This window comes from Nitrosopumilus ureiphilus, from assembly GCF_013407185.1.
GTDB classification, from domain to species: Archaea; Thermoproteota; Nitrososphaeria; order Nitrososphaerales; family Nitrosopumilaceae; genus Nitrosopumilus; species Nitrosopumilus ureiphilus.
Genome location: NZ_CP026995.1, coordinates 264,015 through 287,253 on the forward strand (window position 1 = coordinate 264,015; position 23,239 = coordinate 287,253).

At 34.8% G+C, this 23,239-nt stretch carries 23 protein-coding genes and 1 tRNA gene; 12 read left to right on the forward strand and 12 right to left on the reverse strand.

The genetic code is table 11. The features are described 5' to 3' along the window. The first annotated feature begins 153 nt into the window (after positions 1–153). Positions 154–714 carry a DedA family protein gene (locus C5F50_RS01515; RefSeq protein ID WP_246282101.1) on the forward strand — a complete coding sequence of 187 codons (561 nt, stop codon included), beginning with the start codon at positions 154–156 and terminating at the stop codon, positions 712–714. 96 nt (positions 715–810) lie between these two features. Here C5F50_RS01515 and C5F50_RS01520 read toward each other — a convergent pair whose 3' ends face one another. From C5F50_RS01520 to C5F50_RS01530, 3 genes are all read right to left on the reverse strand, one after another. Beyond that, positions 811–1,602, reverse strand: a complete 792-nt coding sequence (locus C5F50_RS01520; protein ID WP_179371963.1) for a DUF72 domain-containing protein — start codon at positions 1,600–1,602, stop codon at positions 811–813. A 362-nt stretch (positions 1,603–1,964) separates the two neighbouring features. Continuing rightward, positions 1,965–3,437 (reverse strand): PQQ-dependent sugar dehydrogenase, encoded by a 1,473-nt coding sequence (locus C5F50_RS01525; RefSeq protein ID WP_246282102.1) that lies wholly within the window; start codon positions 3,435–3,437, stop codon positions 1,965–1,967. Positions 3,438–3,478: 41 nt separating this feature from the next. After that, entirely contained in the window at positions 3,479–3,667 is a 189-nt protein-coding gene (locus C5F50_RS01530) for a hypothetical protein (RefSeq protein WP_179371964.1), read from the reverse strand. A gap of 389 nt (positions 3,668–4,056) precedes the next feature. Between C5F50_RS01530 and C5F50_RS01535 the strand changes: the two genes are divergently transcribed. Beyond that, entirely contained in the window at positions 4,057–4,452 is a 396-nt protein-coding gene (locus C5F50_RS01535) for a DUF6659 family protein (RefSeq protein ID WP_179371965.1), read from the forward strand. A 408-nt stretch (positions 4,453–4,860) separates the two neighbouring features. On the opposite strand, the gene C5F50_RS01540 is transcribed toward C5F50_RS01535, so the two are convergent. After that, on the reverse strand, positions 4,861–5,520 hold the full coding sequence (locus C5F50_RS01540; RefSeq protein ID WP_179371966.1) for a uracil-DNA glycosylase: 660 nt from the start codon (positions 5,518–5,520) through the stop codon (positions 4,861–4,863). Positions 5,521–6,017: 497 nt separating this feature from the next. Here C5F50_RS01540 and C5F50_RS01545 point away from each other — a divergent pair, with 497 nt between their 5' ends. Continuing rightward, the gene (locus C5F50_RS01545; RefSeq protein ID WP_179371967.1) at positions 6,018–7,343 is read left to right on the forward strand and encodes an ABC transporter substrate-binding protein; all 1,326 of its coding nucleotides are present in this window, start codon (positions 6,018–6,020) and stop codon (positions 7,341–7,343) included. Positions 7,344–7,651: 308 nt separating this feature from the next. Here C5F50_RS01545 and C5F50_RS01550 read toward each other — a convergent pair whose 3' ends face one another. Continuing rightward, on the reverse strand, positions 7,652–8,638 hold the full coding sequence (locus C5F50_RS01550) for an aldo/keto reductase (RefSeq protein WP_179371968.1): 987 nt from the start codon (positions 8,636–8,638) through the stop codon (positions 7,652–7,654). An 82-nt stretch (positions 8,639–8,720) separates the two neighbouring features. Between C5F50_RS01550 and hisS the strand changes: the two genes are divergently transcribed. Then, positions 8,721–10,004: a histidine--tRNA ligase gene (gene hisS / locus C5F50_RS01555; protein WP_179371969.1), complete on the forward strand. Its 1,284-nt coding sequence runs from the start codon at positions 8,721–8,723 to the stop codon at positions 10,002–10,004. On the opposite strand, the gene C5F50_RS01560 is transcribed toward hisS, so the two are convergent. After that, positions 9,985–10,650, reverse strand: coding sequence for a translation initiation factor IF-6 (locus tag C5F50_RS01560; RefSeq protein ID WP_179371970.1), 666 nt, complete (start codon positions 10,648–10,650; stop codon positions 9,985–9,987). The genes hisS and C5F50_RS01560 overlap by 20 nt on opposite strands. A gap of 124 nt (positions 10,651–10,774) precedes the next feature. On the opposite strand from C5F50_RS01560, the gene C5F50_RS01565 reads away from it, so the two are divergent. The 3 genes from C5F50_RS01565 to C5F50_RS01575 all read left to right on the forward strand — a co-directional run bounded on the left by C5F50_RS01565 (position 10,775) and on the right by C5F50_RS01575 (position 12,089). Beyond that, on the forward strand, positions 10,775–11,284 hold the full coding sequence (locus tag C5F50_RS01565; RefSeq protein ID WP_179371971.1) for a 4Fe-4S dicluster domain-containing protein: 510 nt from the start codon (positions 10,775–10,777) through the stop codon (positions 11,282–11,284). A 102-nt stretch (positions 11,285–11,386) separates the two neighbouring features. After that, entirely contained in the window at positions 11,387–11,932 is a 546-nt protein-coding gene (locus C5F50_RS01570) for a 4Fe-4S dicluster domain-containing protein (protein WP_179371972.1), read from the forward strand. 73 nt (positions 11,933–12,005) lie between these two features. Continuing rightward, positions 12,006–12,089: transfer RNA gene (locus C5F50_RS01575), tRNA-Ser, on the forward strand. 2 nt (positions 12,090–12,091) lie between these two features. Here C5F50_RS01575 and C5F50_RS01580 read toward each other — a convergent pair. Next, entirely contained in the window at positions 12,092–13,042 is a 951-nt protein-coding gene (locus C5F50_RS01580) for a replication factor C small subunit (RefSeq protein WP_179371973.1), read from the reverse strand. 192 nt (positions 13,043–13,234) lie between these two features. Between C5F50_RS01580 and gins23 the strand changes: the two genes are divergently transcribed. From gins23 to C5F50_RS01605, 5 genes are read left to right on the forward strand one after another with little or no spacing between them, the layout of a single operon-like run. Next, positions 13,235–13,765, forward strand: coding sequence for a DNA replication protein Gins23 (gene gins23 / locus C5F50_RS01585; protein ID WP_179371974.1), 531 nt, complete (start codon positions 13,235–13,237; stop codon positions 13,763–13,765). Further along, positions 13,746–15,833, forward strand: coding sequence for a minichromosome maintenance protein MCM (locus C5F50_RS01590; RefSeq protein ID WP_179371975.1), 2,088 nt, complete (start codon positions 13,746–13,748; stop codon positions 15,831–15,833). Before gins23 ends, C5F50_RS01590 begins: the two co-directional genes overlap by 20 nt. After that, positions 15,830–17,956 carry a DEAD/DEAH box helicase gene (locus tag C5F50_RS01595; RefSeq protein ID WP_179371976.1) on the forward strand — a complete coding sequence of 709 codons (2,127 nt, stop codon included), beginning with the start codon at positions 15,830–15,832 and terminating at the stop codon, positions 17,954–17,956. Before C5F50_RS01590 ends, C5F50_RS01595 begins: the two co-directional genes overlap by 4 nt. Beyond that, positions 17,957–18,949, forward strand: a complete 993-nt coding sequence (locus C5F50_RS01600; RefSeq protein ID WP_179371977.1) for an MraY family glycosyltransferase — start codon at positions 17,957–17,959, stop codon at positions 18,947–18,949. Beyond that, complete coding sequence (locus tag C5F50_RS01605; RefSeq protein WP_179371978.1) at positions 18,946–19,176, forward strand: hypothetical protein; 231 nt, start codon at positions 18,946–18,948, stop codon at positions 19,174–19,176. Before C5F50_RS01600 ends, C5F50_RS01605 begins: the two co-directional genes overlap by 4 nt. On the opposite strand, the gene C5F50_RS01610 is transcribed toward C5F50_RS01605, so the two are convergent. The 5 genes from C5F50_RS01610 to C5F50_RS01630 form a co-directional block, all read right to left on the reverse strand. Continuing rightward, a complete protein-coding gene (locus C5F50_RS01610; RefSeq protein WP_179371979.1) occupies positions 19,173–19,649 on the reverse strand; it encodes an acyltransferase in 477 nt (158 codons plus the stop codon). The two genes, C5F50_RS01605 and C5F50_RS01610, sit on opposite strands and share 4 nt — an antisense overlap. A gap of 4 nt (positions 19,650–19,653) precedes the next feature. Further along, positions 19,654–19,923: a Trm112 family protein gene (locus tag C5F50_RS01615; RefSeq protein WP_179371980.1), complete on the reverse strand. Its 270-nt coding sequence runs from the start codon at positions 19,921–19,923 to the stop codon at positions 19,654–19,656. Next, positions 19,920–20,855: a Gfo/Idh/MocA family protein gene (locus tag C5F50_RS01620; protein WP_179371981.1), complete on the reverse strand. Its 936-nt coding sequence runs from the start codon at positions 20,853–20,855 to the stop codon at positions 19,920–19,922. The genes C5F50_RS01615 and C5F50_RS01620 overlap by 4 nt, the downstream gene beginning before the upstream one ends. Beyond that, a complete protein-coding gene (locus tag C5F50_RS01625; RefSeq protein WP_179371982.1) occupies positions 20,856–21,773 on the reverse strand; it encodes a branched-chain amino acid transaminase in 918 nt (305 codons plus the stop codon). It abuts the gene before it with no gap. A 139-nt stretch (positions 21,774–21,912) separates the two neighbouring features. Beyond that, on the reverse strand, positions 21,913–23,157 hold the full coding sequence (locus tag C5F50_RS01630) for a vWA domain-containing protein (protein ID WP_179371983.1): 1,245 nt from the start codon (positions 23,155–23,157) through the stop codon (positions 21,913–21,915). Between the last annotated feature and the right edge of the window lie 82 nt (positions 23,158–23,239).

Genomic DNA, 23,239 nt, shown 5'->3' on the forward strand with positions numbered 1-23,239 from the left:
ATAATTGTCTCCAAATGAATTGTCATTTTGTTGGAATACATAACTAAGAAATAATCAATTATGCTGTGATTTTGATATATTATCTAAAATTGTCATGTCAAGTGACTAATTTGTATGAGTTTGCACTCGTAAAGTAATTTAGTAAGATTTCATTTGCAGAAGCAATTGGAACCATTTGATTCATTTCTTATTTGGATTGCAGAGTTTCTAGGTGAGCATCTCTATGAAGGGATATTTCTAGCAGCCTTACTTGAGACTATAGTCCCGCCTATTCCCACACTTGCAGTATTTCCTACTGCGGGATTCTTGGCATTCCAACAAGGTATACCAATCATTGGTCTCATCCCGATGATTTTGCTTGGAGCAGGAGGTGCTACTCTTGGTACATCTGCAATATACCTAATTGCGTTAAAGCTTGGTCGTGTTGTTCTAATTCGTTATCTGCGATATGTCCGAGTATCTGAAAAAAAATTAGAGCGAGTAGAGATCTGGTTTGAAAAGTATGGCGACAAGGCTGTATTTTTAGGAAGGATGGTTCCAGTTATGAGAGAAATGATTTCAGTTCCAGCAGGATTACTAAAAATGAAAATTCCAAAATTTGTTACTTACACATTTGCAGGATCATGTGTTTGGTCTACTGGAACAATTCTATCTGGATATTACTTTGGTGAAGCAATTGGACTCGGCACTAGTACAATTACATCATTGCCTTAAATATTGAAAACGTTCTATGCATACTATCATCCTATTGTTTGACTGGATGTTTGGCAGAGATTCTTCAATACACCCTAATTCTTGAAGAATTTCTGTTTAAAAATTACCTAACGTCTTTTGTCTTTTTTCTTCCCAGATTAATTCCCGCATTCCAAGTTGTATTCTCAAAGAATTTGCAGTTGCAGGGCCAAATCCTTCATAATGATTGTTTGTCATTACCATAGCAAGTGGAATGTCTTGAATGTTTTGTAGTTTCTTTGCCCAGTTTTTGATCAGTTCTTCTTTATCTTTTGTAACTTTTCCAAATTCCGAATCGGGAATAGAACGATCTCCAATTAATCTAACATAAAGAAAATTTGCAGTAACTGGCATTGGATTATTAACTCCTGCAACATCATTCCATACAAGACAATGTTTGTTTTGTTTTAGATATGATAATGCATCATCTGAAAACCACGATTCATGTCTTCCTTCAATTGGATACAAAAAATCATCAGGCAAAATATCAAACAGTTCTTCTAGTCTTGGTTTTGCCTCATCAAATGATAATGATGGGGGCAATTGCAAAACAAGTGCTGAAACCTTTTCGTGAATTGGAACAAGAGATGACAAGAATGAAAAAATTTCAGAATTTACCCTTTCCAGCCTCTTTTCATGCGTAATTACTGATGGGAATTTGGCTGTAAATCTAAAATGCCTTGGAGTGTCAACATTCCACCTCCTTACAATCTCTTGAGAAGGTATCCTGTAAAATGTAGAATTAATTTCAGTAATTTCAAAAATCTGTGAATAATATCTGAGCCAATCTTGGCTCTTGAGATTTCTGGGATAAAATGTCCCAGACCATCCTTGATAACTCCACCCAGTACATCCTATTTTGATATTCACTGTGTTGCTTGATTTTATTCTGTTTTTAAAAATTTGAAAGCTGACCATTGCGGATTAATCTTTACACAGCCTTGCTGTATGCATAGACCGGTAAACAATCACCAGCATTCAGACAATAGGATATTGTGTCAGCTTTCTATATTACTATGTACAGTTATTAAATAAAAAGTAGATCCCAAATCTCAAATATTGCTAATTAGATGAGATCACAAATTTTTTACTCAGATTGAACTTAAGAATAATTTCTACTTGATATTTATATTAAAATTGTTGGATAGACCTACTATGTTTCGTTTCAGAAAGAAAAGAGAGTTTGTATTTATTCCCATTCCTCCAATTCCACCAAGTAAAACTCCTAAAGACTAGATTTTGATAAATTCATTATTTATCATCCATCGAATGCTTTTGAAATACTCTTCATCTGATATTAGCCCCTGACTCCACCATCCTGCATCTTTTCGTAACCATGATGGTAATTGTTCTTCTGAATCTCCTTCAGATGTTGTTCCAAATGGAATTGTGATGATATCCTTTTCTATAAGATATTGAAGACCTGATGAATAGTCCTCATCTGAAATTTGATTTAATGACCACCACTTTGCAGTTTTTTTAATCCATTCAGGAATTTTAGAAATCATTTCCACGAAATGTTTGCCGTCCTCAGTTCCACACTGCCTTGGATATAGTTCCATTACGGGATTTCCAGATTCAACACACTCCTCAAAACTATTGATTTCATTTATTGGTGTGATCCTGAGAATTTTATCATCATTCGGATTTGGGAATCCTCTGCCATCCTGATTGCTTGTAAGAATATACAATAATCCATCAGGTCCTGTTTGCACATCTCGCAGTCTTCCAAATTCATCTTGGAATAGTTTTTCGTGGGACAACACCAAATTATTTTCCAGATCAAATTCTACCATATGCAGATGACTCCCTCTGAGTGTTGCAATAAAATATTTTCCAGTCCATTCAGGAATTTTGTCTCCATAGTAGAATTCTGCACCTGATGGTGCCCATGTATCATCACCTGTATGCAAGATTGGATTTTGCAAACCTTCTGCTGTCTCATCACCAATTATGTCGGGCCATCCATAATTTGTTCCTGGAATTATCACATTGATTTCATCATGTGCTATTCCCCTCCATCCTGATGGACCGTGCTCTGTTGCAACCAGATTTCCAGATTCGTCCCAATCAATTCCTTGAGGATTTCTATGACCTATTGAATAAATTGGAGAATTCCTCCATGGGTTATCTACCGGTATTGTTCCATCAGAATTAATTCTGAGAATCTTTCCTCCCAACGAATTCAAATCTTGTGCTAATTTTGGATCTCCAGCTTCTCCTGTTGTGATGTATAATTTCCCATCTGGTCCAAACTGAATTCTTCCACCATCATGAAATGGTCCACCAGGAATTCCATCAAGTAATATTTTATCTTCTGTTAGTATTCCATCTACAAATTGAAATCGAACAAGTTTGTTTATTGTTGATAAAAATTCATTGTATGTATAATAGAGATAGATGAAATTATTTTCTTCAAATTTTGGATCCACTGTAATTCCTAGCATTCCACCTTCTACTCCTCCAACTCCAAGTGACAGTAATGGTTCTTCTAACAATTCCCCATTTTGAATTATCCTGAGGTGTCCGTTTCTTTCTGTAAATAATATAGTTCCATCAGGTAACCAATCAATACTCCATGGAATAGTGAGGTTGTCAGCTACTGTTTCCACTTTAACTCCCAACTCTTGATACTCTTGAGCAAATGCTGTAGGAATTGTAAACAAAAAAATAACAAAAATTATCTCTTTCATTGGAGTTTGCATACTACTTTTACAATGAATGTAGATAAATAATTAGACATTCCTTATGAGTTTGGTTGACCTTGGTGTTGACCTTTCTCACAAGAATCACAAATCTCTTTGATTATTGATTCAACTTTATCTACATCCTTTTCAAATTTAGCTTCTACTATGGCATTTTCTTCTTCATATCTGTGACCAAATTCTTTTATCCCATTTGGGCAATCACATTTATTGCATTGACATTTCTTCACATGTTTTTGGATGCTCCAACGAATCTACGTATTTGCTTTAAAATCTACAAAGTTGATTTATCACGAAATAGGAAACGAGGTATGCTGGAAAACTACGAACTTTAGATGCTTCCATCTTTTTTCGTGTTTTCCTTTTTTTCTATCTGTCCACCTCCTCAAATCTCTCCTTTTGAATTTCGGCAGATATGATAGACCTCGTCATTGGCAATGTGTGAAAATGAAATTTAAAGTATTCTGAGAAAAATCTTAATATTCGTTTATTATTCATGATATAACAATACAAATGTACATTAATTTATGATTTAGTTTGTTTTCTAGTATAGATTTAACCAAACAATGTCATCGATCGTATAGTTGTGTTAAATACACAAAAACACATCTAGTCTCATATGTCTGAGGAGAAATTTTCAATTGAAAATATCAAAAATAAAATCAAAGATATTTTGGCCGAACCTGAAATTCGATATTGTGGTTTGATTGATTGCGAGGGGGAATTAATTGCAGGCGATTTTAAGGACGGCGTTGTTCCTTTTGAAAATGATGCAAGACGAAGGCAGACATTTCAAGAATTAGCACACAGAGTTGCAAATAGAAAAGGGTTTGATGCCAATTTGGGCAGAGTCAAATACTCTTCTTCTAGGAGAGAAAAGGTTGTGATGATGAGTTTTCCTTTTGGAAGATACATCTTAATGATTATTGCAGAACCAAGTGTAAACATCGATAGGCTTGCTTGGAAAATAATTTACAAGCTAGAGCACCAGTGGTCTGAATTTCATGGATTGTAAAGAATAACAAAGACTATAATTTTTTGAGTCTTTTGTACATTGTTTGTAATCTCCCATGATAATCATGGTAAATACCAAAACTAATGCAGAACATAGATGTTGTTTCATGATGAAGAATTAGATGAAAAAGAGTTACAAAAGTTCTTTGAGAAATTAGACCCTAAAACTATTGAACAAATTCAAAAACTGTATGAGGATACTAGTTGAAAAAATCTTAGAGTTTAAGATTTTATTTAAAGTATTTCTAGCCTACGATTTCCCTTGCAATTCTATCGTGACAAGAACACTTACAGAATCTGTAAAAATCTCCATCATGTTCAGAATTGCATATTGTACAACCATTACCTGTTGCCATTTTAGCAGTATGCGCATTTTCAATATTTTTATTTTTCGCTAGAAATCATTAATTCAAATCAGAGTTAATTTTTTGGCCTTTGCAAACACTGCAGACCATTGTATCCAAGTTAATCGTCCAGTCTGTGTATTTTGCCTTGAAGGGTGATATGATGTGAGGATCCAAATTGCATCATGTTGAAATAGTTTATTGTGCCCAAATTTTTCAGGTTTTACGTTATATAATTTACAAGTAGCATCATATGCTATTTTTCCAAGACAAAGAACTGTTGTGATGTTTTTTAGAATCTTTCTTTCCTGTTCCAAGAATCCAAAACACATGTCCATCTCCTCTCGGGTTGGTTTGTTTTGAGGTGGTGCACACCTAACTGCTGCAGTAATGTATGCATTTTTGAGGAACATTCCATCATTAATGTTCTGACTAGTAGGTATTGATGCAAATCCATGTTTATGCATTACTTTTGCCAGCCAGTCCCCTGATGAATCCCCTGTGAACATTCTCCCTGTTCTATTTCCCCCGTGTGCAGCTGGAGCCAAACCTACAATGAGTAATTTGGCATTGACATCGCCAAATCCTGAGAGTGGTTTACCATAATATTTCTCATCCTTGAATCGTCTTATCTTGTTTTTTGCAACATCTCTGATGTATGTAGATAATCTTGGACATTTTTTACAGCATGCAATCTTTTTGTTTAGTGACTTTATTGACTCCAACTGGATTGACTTGGATTGGGTCTATTAAAAATTCTATTGAGTGCCATGTTCAATAAAATAAGATTCTATGTTTCCACTATTGTTTGAATAGTGATAAACAATTCCATGTGGTAGTTTTGTTTGTCCGATTAATTTCATGATGTTTCCTTAAAAAAAATTTTATTTAACAAAATGGGTGTTCAAAAACTACACCTGTTCTGGATCTCTGTCTAGATTAATTCCAATTGATTGAGCCCACTTTGTTATCTCTTCTACAAACTCGTTTTCTTTTTGAGTAAACATGAAGAAATTATCCTGAAAACAATAAAAGAAATTACTACTAACTTATCTTTTATTCATACAGTGAATTTGAGTTCAGAAAATTACCCTGATTTACACTTGCAAAATTTAACACATGCCTCCTATGCGTGAATTACTCAAAAATTGTCTCATTTGTAATAATACTTACTATGATATTGACCGACATTCTTTATATACAAAAATAAAGAATTTGTATAATGAAAAGTACACAACTTCTAAGCGTTGTTTTTTCACTGATCATGTTTACTGGAGTAACTGCAGGTAGTACCGCATTTGCTGATAGTGATGATCTTGAAGATTTAGTAGAAAACTTTTGTGAAATGAGCGTCGAGCAACAAAGCGACTTTTTCACTGATTATCCAGATATGGTAGAATACGATGAAAAACTTTCTACAATTTGTGATATAGCAGATGAAGATGAACGCGAAGATGCACTTGATGATTTCATTTTAGATGTTGTTCTAGCTAGAGAAGATGTTGACGACGACATGGAAGATCTCAAAGACGAATTTGATGAATTCGAAGATGAGGCTAATGAAGATGATGCTAAAGTAAAAGATGATAGAGACGAAACTGACGACAAAGATGACAAATATGGCAGACATGCAGACCTTGATGATAGACTAGAGCACTTCTGTGATATGACTACCGATGAAAAACGTCAATTCTTTGAAGACCATCCAAGACTTGAACAATTTTCTGACAGATTAGCAAACTATTGTGATTTGTCTGGAGATGAAAGAGAAGACGCAATTGACAAATTTATTGCAGAACATAAAGATGTCATCCGTGATTACATGAAAGAGAAAATTCATGATAAAGTCACAGACAAAATGACTGACATCCGAATGAACTATGATAGATTTTGTTCAATGTCCGAATCTGACAGAGCAGCAGAAATTACCGATGTTGCAAAACTTGATAGAATCTCAAAATGGTGTAATATGACACCTGAAGAAAGAGAAGACTACAAGAAAGAGCATCATGATGACATCAAAGACAAGGTTTCTGATAGAATTAGAATGTCTGACATGTCTCCACGACTCAAGGCTATGATCATGGACAAACATGACATTTCTGATGAGAAACGTGAAGAAATCAAGATGAAATACAGAGAAAAACACGGTGAACTAACTGATGAGCGAAAATCAGAACTAAATATGAAGTTCAAAGATCACATGACAAAAATCAAAATCAAAATGTCTGATGAGCGAAGATCTGCAATCCATGACAGATTAGCTGACATGAAAGCATTCAAAGCCGAACTTCGTGAGCGAGCATCTGAAATGACAGACGATGAAAAACAACAACTTAGAGAAGAATTCATTCAAAAGGCAAAAGACATGCAATTAGCATGGATTTCCCCACGTACACAAATTACTGCCGGCATTGATGCTGCAGAAGTTGAGTGCCGTGAAGGATTCAGTCTTGTAATGAAAGCATCAAACGGAATACCAATGTGTCTCAAAGCAGACACTGCTCTTAAGATGATAGATAGAGGACTAGTAGTTCCTGCTAACTAATCTTTCTTTTTTTATTATATCGATGTAAAATTTAATTTTGAAAATATTTGAACTTCAAGCCTGCAAAGATATTCTCTTTACGGGTTTCTTGAAGGATACAATTTCATAGTATTTTTTGATGTATATCCGTACAGAAAATCTATTATCAAAAAAGATTTTTTTCATTTACTAATATTCACAACTAATTCCATCTTTGCCCCCAACTGTGAGATCTTTTAGCATATTTCTAAAATAATTCTGTAAACTTAAAGCATATTAGAATAGAGTTTTAAAAAACTGCCTAGTTTATGATGGATTTTCCTTTTTTTCTATCTGTATTCGTCACCGCAATCCCCAATTGTCTCAAACAAATCATTTGATTTTGCAGTAATTGAATTAATCAATGAAATATCTTCTTTATCTAATTTCACATCAAAAACTTTGGCATTATCATTTCTGTGGTTAGCAATTCCAAGTCTTGCTCCAATAATTACTCCTGCAACTTGAGGTTTGTCCAATACAAATCGAGTAGCTACGTTTGCAATACTGCATTGGTGCTTTTTTGCAATTTTATCCATACTGCAAAGTAATTCTTGAAATAACTCCCATCCTCCCCAAATATCGATCATGTTCTTGTATTTTTGCAGACTATAAGTTGTTAATTTTCCTCTATGTGGTTCATCTAAGCCCAAATATTTTTCAGAAAAGAATCCTCCAAGCAATGTCCCGTATGTTAGAATCTTTATTCCATTTTTTGCAAAAAATGGAGTCATGAGTTTTTCTGGTCTTTGATCCAAAATAGAAAACTGAATTTGGTTTGACACTATTTGAAATCCATTCTCAATCATTATTTTAACTCGCTCAGTATCAAAGTTTGTCAATCCCAGATGTTTTATTTTTTGTTCGCTTTGCAATTTAGATAAGTGATGGAGTGCATCAAGATAGCTAGAATCATTATAATCCCACCAGTGAAATTGGAGAAGATCAATACAATCAGTATTCATTTTTTTTAATGATTGCTCAATATAATGGGTAACAATACTATTGCTCATTGGACCAGGATTTGGAACAAATTTAGTTAGTGCTTGTGATTGAGTCTTGTCTATTTTTTCCCTAAATTCTCCAACCAATAATTCTGCAGGGCCATAAATGTCTGCCAAATCCCAAGTTGTAAATCCTGAATTATGATATTCTATCATATCTACAATTGCCAAATCCTTGTCAATCTGACCATGGCCTCCTGCAACTTGCCACATTCCATTTAGAATTCTACAAATTTCCAAATCTTTTGCAAGAGTAATTCTCTCAATTGGCACAAGTATCTTAGAAAAAATCTCTTTAAAAAACTGGTATTCTCACAGAAATATCTAAATCACAACCATCTAAGAAAGAATCATCTTGGAACTACCACGAGGAATGAAAGATTTTGAGGGTGCAGAAAATGCAAACATTGAGCACATCCGGTATCATTTCAAACAACTATCAAATCTGTATGGATTTTCATTTATGGATCCATCCCCAATTGAATTACTGTCAACTTTAGAGACAAAGTCAGGTCCAGGAATTAGAGATGAAATTTACTATTTTAAAGATAAAGGAGACAGAGAAGTTGCATTGAGATTTGATTTTACAATGGGGTTAACAAGATACGCTGCTTCCCAAAAATCCATGAAACTACCAGCAAAACTCTCAAGTTTTGGTGGTGTATTCAGATATGATGAACCACAAAAGGGCAGATATCGATACTTTCATCAATGGGATATCGAAGTGTATGGGAAACCATCCATTGAATCAGAGGCTGAAATCATCGAGCTGACATCTAGATTATTTGATTCACTTTTACTCAAAGGAATTACAATTGACATCAATCATAGAAGTCTAGTAGAGTCTTACATTAACAAAATTTTCAATTCAAAAGATCCAGAATTAGTAGCTGATATTTTAAGAGCAGTAGATAAAATTGCAAAAAAACAAAAAGACGAAATCCTAAAAGAATTTCAAGCAAAAGGATACGAAACAGAAAAGATGGAAAAGATTCTAGAGTTCTCACAAATTAAAGGAACAATTTCAGAAGTTGAAAAAACATTTGATACTAAACAGCTAGAATCATGGGATGATCTAAAACAACTATTTGATTCACTTGAGAATAGAGGTGTATCTAATGTTAGAATTAATTTTGGTATAGTTAGAGGGTTGGATTACTATTCAGGAACTGTCTTTGAAGTCTTTGATAAAAATTCTACATTGGGAGCATTAGCTGGTGGTGGAAGATATGATACACTAACTAAAGCATTCGGTAGAGAAGATATTGGTGCAACTGGAGTTGCAGGTGGGGTTGAGAGAATTATTCTTACAATGCAAGAGCAAAAAATAATTCCAGAAGTTTTACAAAAACGAGTTGCAGTGATGTATGTCAATGACGAGATGCAAAAAGTTGCTCATTCAATTGCTTCATTATTAAGACTCAATAACATTCCAACTGACATTGACTTGGCAGGAAGAAACCTGAAAAAACAAATGGATATTGCAAACAATGCCAAGTTCTCAATTATAGTGGGACCTGATGAACTTGAAGAAGGAAATGTTGTACTCAAAGATATGGTTAATGGAACTGAAGGAACTATTCCACTAGAGACATTAACTGATGATCCAAAATCCATTCTTAATTTAGAAAAGCCCTAGTTAACATCATAATTTCAGGACCAGTAGTTAATGATCCTACAACAATAGAATGATTATTTGCCAGAATTCCTGATGCAACATATGGGATTCCATTATTTATGGAGCACTGCTCAATTTTTACGCCTAATAAATTGGAAAATGTCTTCATGTCCTCCTCATCAGCTTCTGGATGAATGGCCGCACCAGAATTATTGGCAACCATTACAGCTCCTGTTTGATTAAAACCCGCAATTTTTTTCTGAATTACCTCTACTTCCAAAACATCTGAAATATTTTTACAGTCTTGAGATGATAACCATGGAGATACAACTGCTCCTTTATCATTGGTACAAATTACATTTCCTAAGGCAGATAATTTTGAATCAAGAACACCTACCTCTAACCCTGTTTCATTTTTGAGAAAATCAAATTCATCTTGGTATGCCGTTTTTGGAATTAGTATTCCTTTGTTATTCATTACACATAATGCCCCAATCAGTCTTGTGTTTGCAATTGACATGAATAGATATTCTACATCAAGATATTTTGCAAGTTTTTCTGCTTTCGATTGTGCATATCCCATCGGAAGTAAAATTACACTATCATTTACTTTAGTGTAAACTCCAATGTTTGGCCCACGATATACATCGTACTTGATAATATCCATATCCAGAAAATTGATCGTTCAACGTTATGAACGTAAGGAATTCATTCCTAATAGATCGATTATTACTGGTGTATTCGTAATTTACCTTATCTAGCTTTAAATAATAACTCTGAAAAATTATACCATGCCAATAGCAGAAAATTTCCCTGAAGGTCTAAAGCCAATTGGAAAAATAAATCTCGATGATGGAAATTTCCATATCATGTGGGGTCCAGGCAAAGAAAAAAACACTGATGGCTCACAAGCTGAAATGTTTGCAGATTCAGACGTAGTTGCCGCGTATGCTGCAAGAGGAGAAGAACAAGTTCCCCTTGGTGTAAGTGGTACAATGGTCGCAGTCGATTGGGATTCATGTGTTGCAGATGGTGCATGTATTGAAGCATGTCCAGTACAAGTATTCCAATGGTACAGAACTGAAAAGGACGTTCCAGCCAAAGATGTTGTTGGTCAAACTTTTAACGGAACTGGAAGCAATGTCAAAGATGAACGAAAAGATCTAACTGACAAAGCAGATCCAATCAGAGAACATGATTGTATTTGGTGTATGGCATGTGTATCTGTTTGTCCACCACAAGCAATCAAAGTTGATCAGTCAAATGTTGAAAAACATGAATCTGCAGCCAAAACTCTTTAGAATTTCAAGACCAAATTATATCTAGAAATTTTTATTTTCTTTTTTTATTTAGTCTCGACTAATTATATCTAGATTTAAATAATATTTTGAGATAGTCAGGCTATGGCAGAATTAGTTATACCAGAAGATTTCTGTGTTGATAAAGAACCAAAGGGAAAGACTAGTCATGCAGATGGCGAAAACTTTCATTGGATCTGGGGAGATGGAAATCCAGATGGTGCAGCATTCAAAAACGACGACGTAAAGGCAGCTTATGAAGCAAGAGGAGAAAAACAAGTTCCTCTTGGAATTCATGGAACAACTGTCGCAGTCGATTGGGATTCATGTGTTGCAGCAGGTGCATGCATGAGTGTATGCCCAGTTCAAACATTCCAATGGTACAGAACTGAAAAAGATATTCCAGCAGACAAATGTCTTGGTGAAACTTTTGATGGAACTGGCCTTACAGAACAAGATGAAAGATTAGACTATACAGACAAATCACAACCAATCAGAGAGCATGATTGTACTGTTTGCATGGCATGTCAAGAAATCTGTCCTGAAGGAGCTATTCGAATTGAATCAGCTAATCAAGAATGGCACGAGAAAGCAGCCGGTACATATGTACTTATGAAATCTGGCTCAGAAAACCCACACGCACACGATTAAAGAAACTTTTTCTTTTTTCTTATTTTTCTATTTCACACCAACAAATTTTAATCACTTCTATCAAAGAGTTTTCGCAGAGGTCGCCTAGCTCGGTAGGGCGCGGGCCTTGAGAGCCTGTGTGCGCAAGCATACGGGGGTTCAAATCCCTCTCTCTGCGTTTTAATTTTCTATTTTTCCAAGTTCTGCTAACATTGCAGATAGCTGAATTTCAGAATTTGCTCCAACTAGAACTCTGTAATCATATTTTGCAATAATCTCTAAAATATCTGATAATTTTTCATGTTTTGATTTGAACACCGCTGAGTTGAGATATTTTAGGAAATCAGATTCTGACATTCCATATACTTTGATTAGTTCTATCATCCTCTCCCTTGCTTCTGCAATTTTACCTGATAATGCAATTTTTAGAACTTCATCGACATCACTGGTTTTAGTTAACCCAGCTGATCCCTTTACATGCTCTTCGGTAATTCCACCAAGGCTTGCAGTTGCCTGCATTAGGTTAATTGCATGTCTCATATCTCCTTCAGAATAATCATAAATTGCTTTGAGACCTTTTTTGTCAAATTTGATTTTCTCATTTTTTGCAATCTCCTCTAGTCTTTTGATAAGATCCTCTTCTGGAATTGTTGTAAACTTGAAGGTTGCACATCTACTTTGAATGGGGTCAATGATTTTTGAAATATTGTTTGCAATGAAAATAAATCTGCAAATTTTTGCAGTGTCTTCAATAATTCTTCTTAGTGCTGTTTGAGCATCTGCAGTCATCTCATCTGCTTCATCTAAGATGATAATCTTGAATGGAACCTCTCCCATTCCAGCAAATCTTGAAAATTTCTTAACTTTTTCTCTGACCATGCCAATTCCTCTTTCATCAGATGCGTTTAGCTCAAGTGTATAATCTTTGAAATTTTTCCCCAAGATTTGATTTGCAATGCATAATGCAGCAGTTGTCTTTCCAACTCCTGCAGAACCTGAAAACATCAGATGTGGCATATCTGTTGGATCTTTGATTAATGCCTCCAAACTACCAATAATCTCAGTTTGATTTACAATCTCTGAGAGCTTTGTTGGCCGATACTTTTCTACCCACATACCACTTCCAAACATGAGTCCTAAGGCCTAATCCCCATTAATAAATCCGAATTGGTTATTGTATCATACCATATATTAAAATCAAAATTTAGCTTAATCCTACTGCGATCAGCCTGAGATTAATTAGGATCAATTGATCTCACTAAATTGTTAACAGAATTGATCGATCCGATACTTGAGGATCTAAAAGAGGATAAGTGATCTCGCATGGAAATTGATAAAGTAGAAAAAGTGCATTCTATTGGATACCGCCTAAAGGATGCGAAATTTACAGTAAATCGGGATTTTAAATTCAATGTGGCAGGAATAAAAACTGAAGCAATTCAAGGTGACACTAACAACATTCCTCAATGGATAGGAAAGATTCTATCTGATAATAACTTGGGAGTATTAGATTCTCCAGACATGATTACCGAATTAAAACAAGCTCTATCAAAAGAAAAGATGGTTGGAGAATATCAAATATCTACACTTGATCCGCATTTTTACATAAAATTAAGAGAATCGATGAAAGAATTGAATCGCGATGATTTTGATAAAGTTGAAAGTATGATGCTTGAATTATTTAGAATGAGAAGAGGTAAATTAGTAAAGATGGCTGACTCTATCAAACTAAATTCAGATTTATACAATAAACTCACTGTTGAGGAAAATATCTTTTACAAAACTATCTATGATAACAGCAAAGAATTTGAAAAACAAATTACAGGGGGCTTAAATGAGCACCAAACAAGCTAGTACTTTTACCGATTCTGCTTTATCAGATAAAGTAAAAGAATTTCTAACTCGTTTCAAAGATAAAAATGGCAACTACAAGTATGTAGATGCAATCGATGAGATGATGCCAAAGAATGCAAAATACATCATCGTCGATTATAATGACTTAGTAGTAGAACCACAAATTGAGGTAATATTTTCTACAAATCCTGATAGGATATTTGACGCATTTTCTAGAGCAATAAAAGAAGCACTACAAACAAGATTTCCTGATTATGCTGAAAAAATCAAAGATGAAGTTCGTGTAAGATTAATTAATTTCCCACTTGAGCGAAGTCTAAGACAAATCAATGCTGAAACAATTGGACACATTACAAGTGTTTCAGGAATGGTAGTTCGAGCATCAGAAGTAAAGCCTCTTGCAAAAGAACTAGTCTTTGTATGTCCTGATGAGCATACAACTAAAGTAATTCAACTAAAAGGAATGGATGTAAAAATTCCAGTTGTCTGTGATAATCCAAATTGTAAACAGCGTGATTTTGAGTTAAAACCAGAGGCAAGTAAATTTATTGATTTTCAGATTCTTAGATTACAAGAGCTTCCTGAGGACTTGCCTCCAGGACAACTTCCTCATTACATTGATGTCACAATTAGGCAGGATTTAGTAGATAATTCAAGGCCTGGTGATAGAATTATTCTTACAGGTGTAGTGAGAGTAGAACAAGAATCAGTTGCAGGCATTCAAAGAGGTCATAGTGGATTATATCGATTAAGAATTGAGGGAAATAATATTGAATTTTTGAGTGGTCGTGGATCTAAAACTGATAGAAAAATCGGAAGAGAGGAAATTTCACCCGAAGAAGAAAAAATGATCAAATCTCTTAGTCAGAGTTCTGATGTGTATCAAAGACTAATTGATTCATTTGCACCACACATCCAAGGACAATCATTAATCAAAGAAGCAATTTTGTTACTCATTGTAGGTTCCAATCAGAGATTACTTGGTGATGGAAGTAAGATTAGAGGGGACATTAACGTATTTCTAGTTGGAGATCCTGGTACTGCAAAAAGCGAGATGCTAAAATTCTGTGCAAGAATTGCACCAAGAGGTTTGTATACTTCTGGTAGAGGTTCAACTGCTGCAGGACTTACAGCTGCTGTAGTTCGAGATAAAACAGGTATTATGATGTTAGAAGCTGGTGCAGTAGTACTTGGTGATCAAGGTCTTGTAAGTATAGACGAATTTGACAAGATGAAACCTGAAGATAGAAGTGCTTTACACGAAGTTATGGAACAGCAATCAGCAAGTATTGCAAAGGGTGGTATTGTTGCCACGCTAAATGCCCGAACTTCAATTTTAGCTGCAGCAAACCCGATGTATGGAAAATATGATCCATTCAAAAATATTACAGAAAACGTAAACTTGCCAATTCCATTACTTACTAGATTTGATTTGATCTTTGTTGTTAGAGATATTCCAACAAAAGAACGAGATGAAAAGATTGCAAGACACATAATTCAAAGAAACACCACTCAAGGAACAGACAAAAAATCTGTCATTGAAGTTGATTTGCTTACAAAATATCTCTCATATGCAAAACGTGGAATTCCTGAATTGACAAAAGAAGCAGAAGAGAAAATTCTATCCTATTATCTCCAGATGAGAAATGTAGAATCTGAAGAAATGATCACTGTAACTCCAAGACAATTAGAAGGAATTATTCGACTTTCTACTGCAAGAGCAAGATTACTCATGAAAGACAAGGTGGAAGAAGAGGATGCTGAGCGTGCAATATTCTTAATTCAGAGTATGCTTCAAGATGCAGGAGTTGATGTCAATACTGGAAAGGTCGATCTTGGAGTATTGCAAGGAAAGCCAAGAAGTGAAGTATCTAAGATGCAGCTATTCATGGATGTCCTAAAAAGTCTAGAAGGTGACAATAAAGTTCCAGTAGAAGAAAGAACATTTGTCAAAGAACTCGAAAAGAGTGAAAAATTCACAGAAGAGGAAGCAAGAAACTATGTCAGAAGAATGCTCAGAGAAGCATCTATTTATGAATCAAAACCCGGTCACTATAACCGAGTATGAAAATTGAGCAACTAGATCTTCCAAAATCAGCAATTGAATTTTTACAATCACAAGGTTTTGAAAAATTATACCCGCCACAAGATGACAGTGTAAAGTCTGGATTGTTAGATGGCAAAAGTATTCTAGTATCTGCCCCTACTGCGAGTGGAAAGACTTTGATTGCAATGCTTGCAATGATTAGTTATCTTTCAAAAAATGACGGTAAGGTGATTTATCTTAGTCCATTACGTGCATTGGCTGCTGAAAAGTTTTCAGAATTTAAAAAATTAGAAAAAGTATCTTTGGGGGGAAAAATCAAAGTTGGAATATCAACTGGCGATTTTGAAAATATTGAAAAAAATCTAGAGAAAAGTGACGTATTGATATTGACAAATGAAAAGATGGATTCAATTATTAGACATGGTGTAGAGTGGGTTGAAGAAATTGGATTAGTAATTTCAGATGAAGTACATTTGATTGGAGATGAAAGTCGAGGCCCAACACTTGAAATGATTCTAACACAACTAAAACTTTTGAATACAAAACCTCAACTTGTAGGCCTTAGTGCAACAATTACAAATTCTGATGAGATTGCAGATTGGCTTAATTGTAAACTGGTGAAAAATGACTGGCGACCAGTACCTCTCTCTGAAGGAGTATGTGATGGGGGAAAGGTTACTATGAGTGATGGCAAAACCTTTGAAGTTGAGCGCAGTCTACGTGGAACACCTATTGATTTAGGTGTGCAATCAGTACAACAAGGAGGTCAATCACTAGTGTTTGCTGAGACTAGAGCTCGCTCCAAGTCTCTTGCAACAAAAGCTGCAGATGCAATTTTTCAGATTTTAAAAAAAAATGAATTAACCGAATTAGAAAAAACATCGAAAAAAATTCTATCTGAAAATGAACATACGGAACTAGTAAAAACATTGGCACTTCTTGTTAAAAAAGGAGTTGCGTTTCATCATGCAGGACTAAATCAAAAATGCAGAGAGATCATAGAGGCAGAATTTCGTAAAGGAACAATCAAACTACTATCGTCGACTCCGACTTTAGCTGCGGGAGTTAATCTTCCTGCAAGAAGAGTTGTAATTTCAAATATTAATCGATATAATGCAAAGGTTGGAGCAAATAGACCGATTAGTATTCTGGAATACAAACAACTGTGCGGTCGAGCTGGAAGACCTCAGTACGATGATTACGGGGAATCAATAATTGTTGGAAATGGAAATGCTGAAGATCTTATAGAGTACTACATTAACGGAGAACCAGAACCAATAGTTTCAAAGATCACTGATGATAAATCTTTGAGAACTCACATTCTTAGTGTAATAGTAACACATCCTGGAATTAAAAAAGAAGAGATTTTGGAATTCTTTTTGCAAACATTGGGGGGATTGCAATCAAGAAAACCTACCTTAAAATTTGCAATTGATATATCATTGCGTTTTCTTTCTAGTAAGTATCTGATAATCAAAAAAGGAGAACGATATGCAGCTACTGAATTTGGAAAAAAGACATCGATGCTGTACATTGATCCTTTAACTGCAACATACTTTAGAGATGCAATTGAAAATGTATCTAAAGAAAGAAACCATACGTTTGGATTTTTGCATCTGATTTCAAATTGTGATGAATTTTTCCCAAAATTTTCACTGCGGCAAAAAGATTACGAGTCGGCCAGTTTAATGATAGAAAACAATTCTTCAGAACTCCTAGAGCCAATTTCTGAATATGATTGCTCAAGAAGTCTTTTAGCTTTGCAGTCTTGGATTACTGAATCTTCAGAATTATCTCTATCTGATAACCTTGGAATAGAGTCTGGAGACATGCATAGGATGGCTGAAAATGCTAATTGGCTTACATATTGCTTAAGAGAGATTTCAAAACATGTTGAAAGAGCGGATTTGCTTGACGAATTGGCTGACCTACGAACAAGAATTGTATATGGAATAAGAAGGGAATTGCTTGACTTGGTTAGAGTCAAAGGAATTGGAAGGGTCAGAGCTAGAATTCTATACAAACATGGAATAAAGAATTTAGATGATTTGGCAAAGATTCCGGTGAATAAATTGGCAGAGATTGATAAAATTGGTTCAACCATTGCGGATAACATAAAGGCAGAGTTACGAAAGGTTAGATAATTGATTGAATTAATACTTCCAGCAATAGTTTCTTGTATTGTTGCATTTTTTGTCGTGTTTACAATGACTCCTCCTCTGATTAAATTTCTTGAAAAAAGAAATCTTGCAGTCAAGGATATGAATAAAAAAGAAGATGTGATGGTTGCAAGACCTGGTGGGATATCTATAATTGTAGGAATTATTGCATCAGAAATTGTACTTTATGCATTTTTACAATTAAATGAAATTCTAGCAATAACCATTACGACATTTACAGCTTTTCTAATAGGGTATGTTGATGATAGAAAAGTTATGGGTGGTTGGTTTAAACCTGTAGCGCTTGCAATTGCCGCAATTCCAATTATTGTATTTGGTGTGTACGATTCAGATCTTGCTTTTCCCATATTTGGCACGGTTCAAATTCCAGCATTATATCTTGGTTTGATAATTTTTATGATTCCAATTACTGGAAACACAATTAATTCCATTGATGTTCTAAATGGTGTTGCTAGTGGCTTTATGGTTATTGCAAGTTTTTCATTATCTGTATGTTTGTTTATGGTGCAAAATTATGAGATTGCAATTGTTAGTTTGCCATTAGGATTTGTTTCCTTGGCATTTTACAAATACCATAAAATCCCAAGTAAAATTTTTCCTGGAGATTCTGGTGCATTAACTCTAGGTGCAATGTATGGTGCAATTGCAATTGTAGGTGGTGTTGAAATTATTGCTGCTGTAGCATTGTTACCTGCGGTTATCAACTCCTTTTTGTTTCTCTCAAGCGTAAAACGAATAGTAGAACACAGGCAAGTCAAGGGAACGCCTGTAGAGCACACTGATGATTTTAAACTCAAAGCAACTGATGACAAAACTGCTCCTGTAACTTTGGTGAGGTTGATTCTTGCTGGAGGTCCACTTACTGAAAAACAGGTTGGATTTGCAATCTTCAAACTTGCAATATTTTCAGGAATCTTGGCAATAATTACGGCATTTTTGATGGGAGTATATCCATGAAATCTGGTCTATATGGATTCTTGTTTGCTATGTGGATTTTGATCCTACTTGGTGGCGGAATTCTTGTTACAATTTTAGGACCAATATCGATTTCTGGATTTGGTCAATTTGATATGTTTATTTCATCCATCATTAAAGCTATAATTGCGATTATTCTTGTTGTGATTTGGGTTTTAATTTTATCAAAATTGAAAAACTGGATCTTTAGAAAAGAGATTAAATCTTAACTTTCTTTCCATTCTCTTTGTTTCTTGTCGTATTCTTCTCTACTGTATCTTATGGTGGCAGGAGAACCAATTACCACAGAATTTTCAGGAACATCTCTTGTTACTACAGCACCCATTGCAACAACACTGTTTTTTCCTACAGTAACACCTGCTTTGATTACTGCACGTGCACCTATTATTACATTATCTTCAATGGTAACTCCTATCATTTTGTCACACATTGGATAAGGATCATTTGTAAGAGCAGCTGCTGGACCGATGAAAACATTCTTTCCAATTCTGGATAAAGGTGGAATGTATGCTTGCCCTTCTATTTTTGTATTCTCGCCAATCTTTACATCATAATCAATATGTGCAAGAGAACCTATCTTGACATTATCTCCAATCTCCACATTGTCTCCTACATATGAAAAATGCCAAATCTGAACATTCTGACCAATTTTTGCTTTATCAGAAATAAAATTTGTAACCATTATCTCACAAATGCCATGGGTTTCCCTGTGTAATAATTTTTTCAGGTAATTCCTCTTTGTAATTTCTTAGAAAACCCATCTCTTGTTTTTTGTCTCTTAATTCATCAGGGAGCATTATTGGAATTCCTTCTATAATTGGATAGAATCTTGAACACTTTTCACAAAATAGCGCACCTTCTGAAATTACGTTATCTTTTTCTTTAATTTCAAATAATTCTAAAGGATGATTTTTATCAATTGGACATGCCAAGATGTCCATCATTGTTTTATTCATTTTAAATCCAGATAAATTGGAATTCCCTTTAAACTAGATAAGAGTGCCGCTTCTGCTATTTTTGTCACATTTACTGCCTCTTGTGATTTGACAATATGCTCATTTTTGCCCTCAATTGCTCCAATGAAACTCTTAATTTCTAATAATAATGGCTCTTGCTTCTCATTTTGAACAATCTCGTTTTCGTCATCTTTTTCCACAGTTATTTCTTGAGTGATAAAATCTGATGAAATAATTGCATCTGTACACACCGCATTAAATTTTCTAACTTTTTTTGGTGTAATCCAATTTGATGAAATAATTGCAACCTTGTCATCTTTGTATCCTAGCATGATGCTTGCAAAATCTTCATGCTCATGTCTTATTTTGCCTGCTCTTGCAAATACTACATGAGGCATGTCATCAAACAACCAATTAGCAGTATCAATATCATGAACCGACGTATCGTAAATTATTCCTACATCTTTGATATGAAGAGGCATTCTATTTTCACGGTGAAATTCTAACATTACCAAATCGCCAAATTTCTTTTCTTTAACAAATTTTTTCACAACATCTACTGCAGGATTAAATCTCTCAATATACCCACATGTTAGAATCACTTTATTTTTTTCTGCAAGTTTAGCTAATATTTCACCGTCTTCAGATTTGTAAGTCATTGGTTTTTCCACAAACACGTGTTTTTTTGCCTCTAACAATTTTTTTGCAATTTCGGTATGAGTTGATGTGGGAGTTACAACAAATGCTGCGTCAAATTCTTCAGAATTTAGCAACCTATCTAATGATTCATAATATTTTACAGAATATTTTTCTCCATACTCTTTGCTTTTTTGAGGATCGGCATCACATATTGCCGAAAGTACTCCTAATTGAGATAAAATTCTTGTATGGTTTTTACCCCATCCACCAGTTCCAATTTGAACAATTTTCATCTAATACACTTCCGTCAACCAGTGAGAATAATCTGCATTTTTGTTCATTACTATGTCTGTGTACTCTTGCATCATTTTCTTTGTGATGTCCCCTGGTTTACCATTGCCAATCTTTTTTGAATCCATTGATATGATTGATGTAATTTCAGCTGCTGTACCTGTAAGAAAAATCTCCTCTGAAATAATTAACTCACTTCTTGTAATGTCTCTTTCTACAACATCTATATCCAAATCTTTTGCAATTTTTATTATTGCATCTCGAGTAATTCCTTCAAGTGCAGATGATGACAATGTTGGCGTTGCCAATTGGCCTTCTCTCACAATAAAGATATTTTCTCCTGGTGCTTCACTTACATTTCCATTATGATCAAGCAAAATTGCCTCATCAAAACCATTTCTCTTTGCTTCTTGTGTCGCTATGATTGAATTGAGATAATTTCCCCCCATTTTTGCTTGTGGCGGTGTAGAATTATCTGAGAACTTTCTCCAAGATACGACTCCTCCTGTAATTCCATTTTTGTTAAATAAATCTCCAAAAGGAAATGTAAAAATTGCAACATTTGTTGGCGCCTTTTCAGTTACATGCAGATTTATTCCATAATCTCCTACAAAATAAAATGGTCTAATGTAACATGATTTTTTTATCTTGTTTTTTCTACAGATTCCTATGATGGCATCTGTGATTTCTTTGTCTGAAAAATTAAGTGAAATGTTGTAGAATTGTCCTGATCTTCTAAATCGTTTAACATGCTCATCCAGTCTAAAGATGTAAAGATTTTTTCCATTCCAATATGCCCTGATTCCTTCAAAGATTGATGTTCCATAATGAATTGCATGTGTGGTGATTGGAACTTGCGCTTTTTCTGTAAGGACATACTTTCCATCAAACCAGACATATTTTGAAAGTGGAAGTTTCATAAAAAAATTTTACTAGATGCGTATTAATCTATTTTCAATTCATTTCAAGTCTGGTACTGTTACGTTAACGGTTGAACCTGAATGAATTTTACTAATATTCAACCTTGGAGACAAAAATATCTTTTTGATAACTAAACGATTAGGAATTAACAACATTTACGCTCAAACGAGCGGTCCGTGCAAATGGGGAACCATCTATTGGGGATATTCCATGTGCAGTTACCCGAATTGTGTGACTTCCTTCAGTATCAGCAAGTATTTCCCCATGATGCTCGCCTGACTCTTTCTCGTTGGTAGTTATTGGAAAAATCTTGCGTGGAAGTGATACTTGTGGGGCTTTTAATTCATCATCCTCATCATTGGCAACCGAAACTAGTGGTGACTCTACTGTGGCATTAATTTTTACGCCATCAATTGCATTACCATTGTTATGAACTTTTGCAATAAATGGTATTGATTCACCAGTCTTTAAGTTAGAAGAAGTAATTCTTAAATTCATTGAGGTTGCGTTTGGCTCAATTGCAGCTACCGTGGTATCAAGTGTGCCCGTGCCTCCTGTCCATGAACCAATTGTCCAGCTTCCAGCTTTTGGATTATTCACTGTAAGAACTACAAAGCCCTTTCCAGGTGCGACAGTTGTGGGAGTGACGGTGCTTCCATCAGGATCTTTCAATGATACATTGATTTGATTTGTTTTTGGAGTATCAGAAGTATAAGCTACTGATTGATTGGTCCAATTAACTGCAAACTTTGCATGAGTATTGCCCGATGATATTGTTGTAGGATATGTTTTGAAATTCATTTGTGGTATTGATTCTTTATTATTTATTGTAAGATTGCCAAGAGATGAGCTCTGTGCAATATCGTTATAGATTTCAGCTAGATCCCATGCATCAGCTGAATAATGATATTTTCCTTTTGTTGAAGTTGCAATGGTTTGTAGTACCGCTGATGTTTTTGTACCAACCATAAGACCAATTGTGTAAATAGGCACAGTGGTTTCACTAACAGGAATTGGATTTCCACCTACATTCCAATAGCCATCAGATAACAAAACCATTCCAGAGTTAGTAGGTGATGAAGGAAACATCCCAAATGCTTTGGTAATTGCATCTTTTATGTTGGTCATATTAAGTGACTTGGTTCCCATAATTGCCGAGACTGCGGCATTTTGAATCGGTAAACCTGTAATCTGTACCAAGTTTGATGCGGCATTAGTTGGATAAATTATTGTTGCATTGTCTGAAAATTTTACGACACCCACATAATCATCAGTATGCATAAGATTCACAAATGTAGATGCATCAGTTTGTGCATTAGCTAATTTGCTACCTGCCATGCTACCTGATACATCAAGTATGAGGGCGACAGAAACTGAAGTCATGTACGTTTGTGATAATAAGTGATATTAAAACATAAACAGACAGATCGGTTATGAAATAATTACATTATTTTACTAAGTTATT

Bases quoted from the DNA above. Each gene is read 5' to 3' on its own strand.
- gins23 (WP_179371974.1), top strand. From the start codon at position 13,235: ATGGAAATTGATAAAGTAGAAAAAGTGCATTCTATTGGATACCGCCTA.
- C5F50_RS01625 (WP_179371982.1), bottom strand. From the start codon at position 21,773: ATGAAACTTCCACTTTCAAAATATGTCTGGTTTGATGGAAAGTATGTC.
- C5F50_RS01610 (WP_179371979.1), bottom strand. From the start codon at position 19,649: ATGGTTACAAATTTTATTTCTGATAAAGCAAAAATTGGTCAGAATGTT.
- C5F50_RS01565 (WP_179371971.1), top strand. From the start codon at position 10,775: ATGCCAATAGCAGAAAATTTCCCTGAAGGTCTAAAGCCAATTGGAAAA.
- C5F50_RS01545 (WP_179371967.1), top strand. From the start codon at position 6,018: ATGAAAAGTACACAACTTCTAAGCGTTGTTTTTTCACTGATCATGTTT.
- C5F50_RS01630 (WP_179371983.1), bottom strand. From the start codon at position 23,157: ATGACTTCAGTTTCTGTCGCCCTCATACTTGATGTATCAGGTAGCATG.
- C5F50_RS01535 (WP_179371965.1), top strand. From the start codon at position 4,057: ATGTCTGAGGAGAAATTTTCAATTGAAAATATCAAAAATAAAATCAAA.
- C5F50_RS01620 (WP_179371981.1), bottom strand. From the start codon at position 20,855: ATGAAAATTGTTCAAATTGGAACTGGTGGATGGGGTAAAAACCATACA.
- C5F50_RS01570 (WP_179371972.1), top strand. From the start codon at position 11,387: ATGGCAGAATTAGTTATACCAGAAGATTTCTGTGTTGATAAAGAACCA.
- C5F50_RS01615 (WP_179371980.1), bottom strand. From the start codon at position 19,923: ATGAATAAAACAATGATGGACATCTTGGCATGTCCAATTGATAAAAAT.
- C5F50_RS01590 (WP_179371975.1), top strand. From the start codon at position 13,746: ATGAGCACCAAACAAGCTAGTACTTTTACCGATTCTGCTTTATCAGAT.
- C5F50_RS01605 (WP_179371978.1), top strand. From the start codon at position 18,946: ATGAAATCTGGTCTATATGGATTCTTGTTTGCTATGTGGATTTTGATC.
- C5F50_RS01560 (WP_179371970.1), bottom strand. From the start codon at position 10,650: ATGGATATTATCAAGTACGATGTATATCGTGGGCCAAACATTGGAGTT.
- C5F50_RS01595 (WP_179371976.1), top strand. From the start codon at position 15,830: ATGAAAATTGAGCAACTAGATCTTCCAAAATCAGCAATTGAATTTTTA.
- C5F50_RS01525 (WP_246282102.1), bottom strand. From the start codon at position 3,437: ATGCAAACTCCAATGAAAGAGATAATTTTTGTTATTTTTTTGTTTACA.
- C5F50_RS01580 (WP_179371973.1), bottom strand. From the start codon at position 13,042: ATGTTTGGAAGTGGTATGTGGGTAGAAAAGTATCGGCCAACAAAGCTC.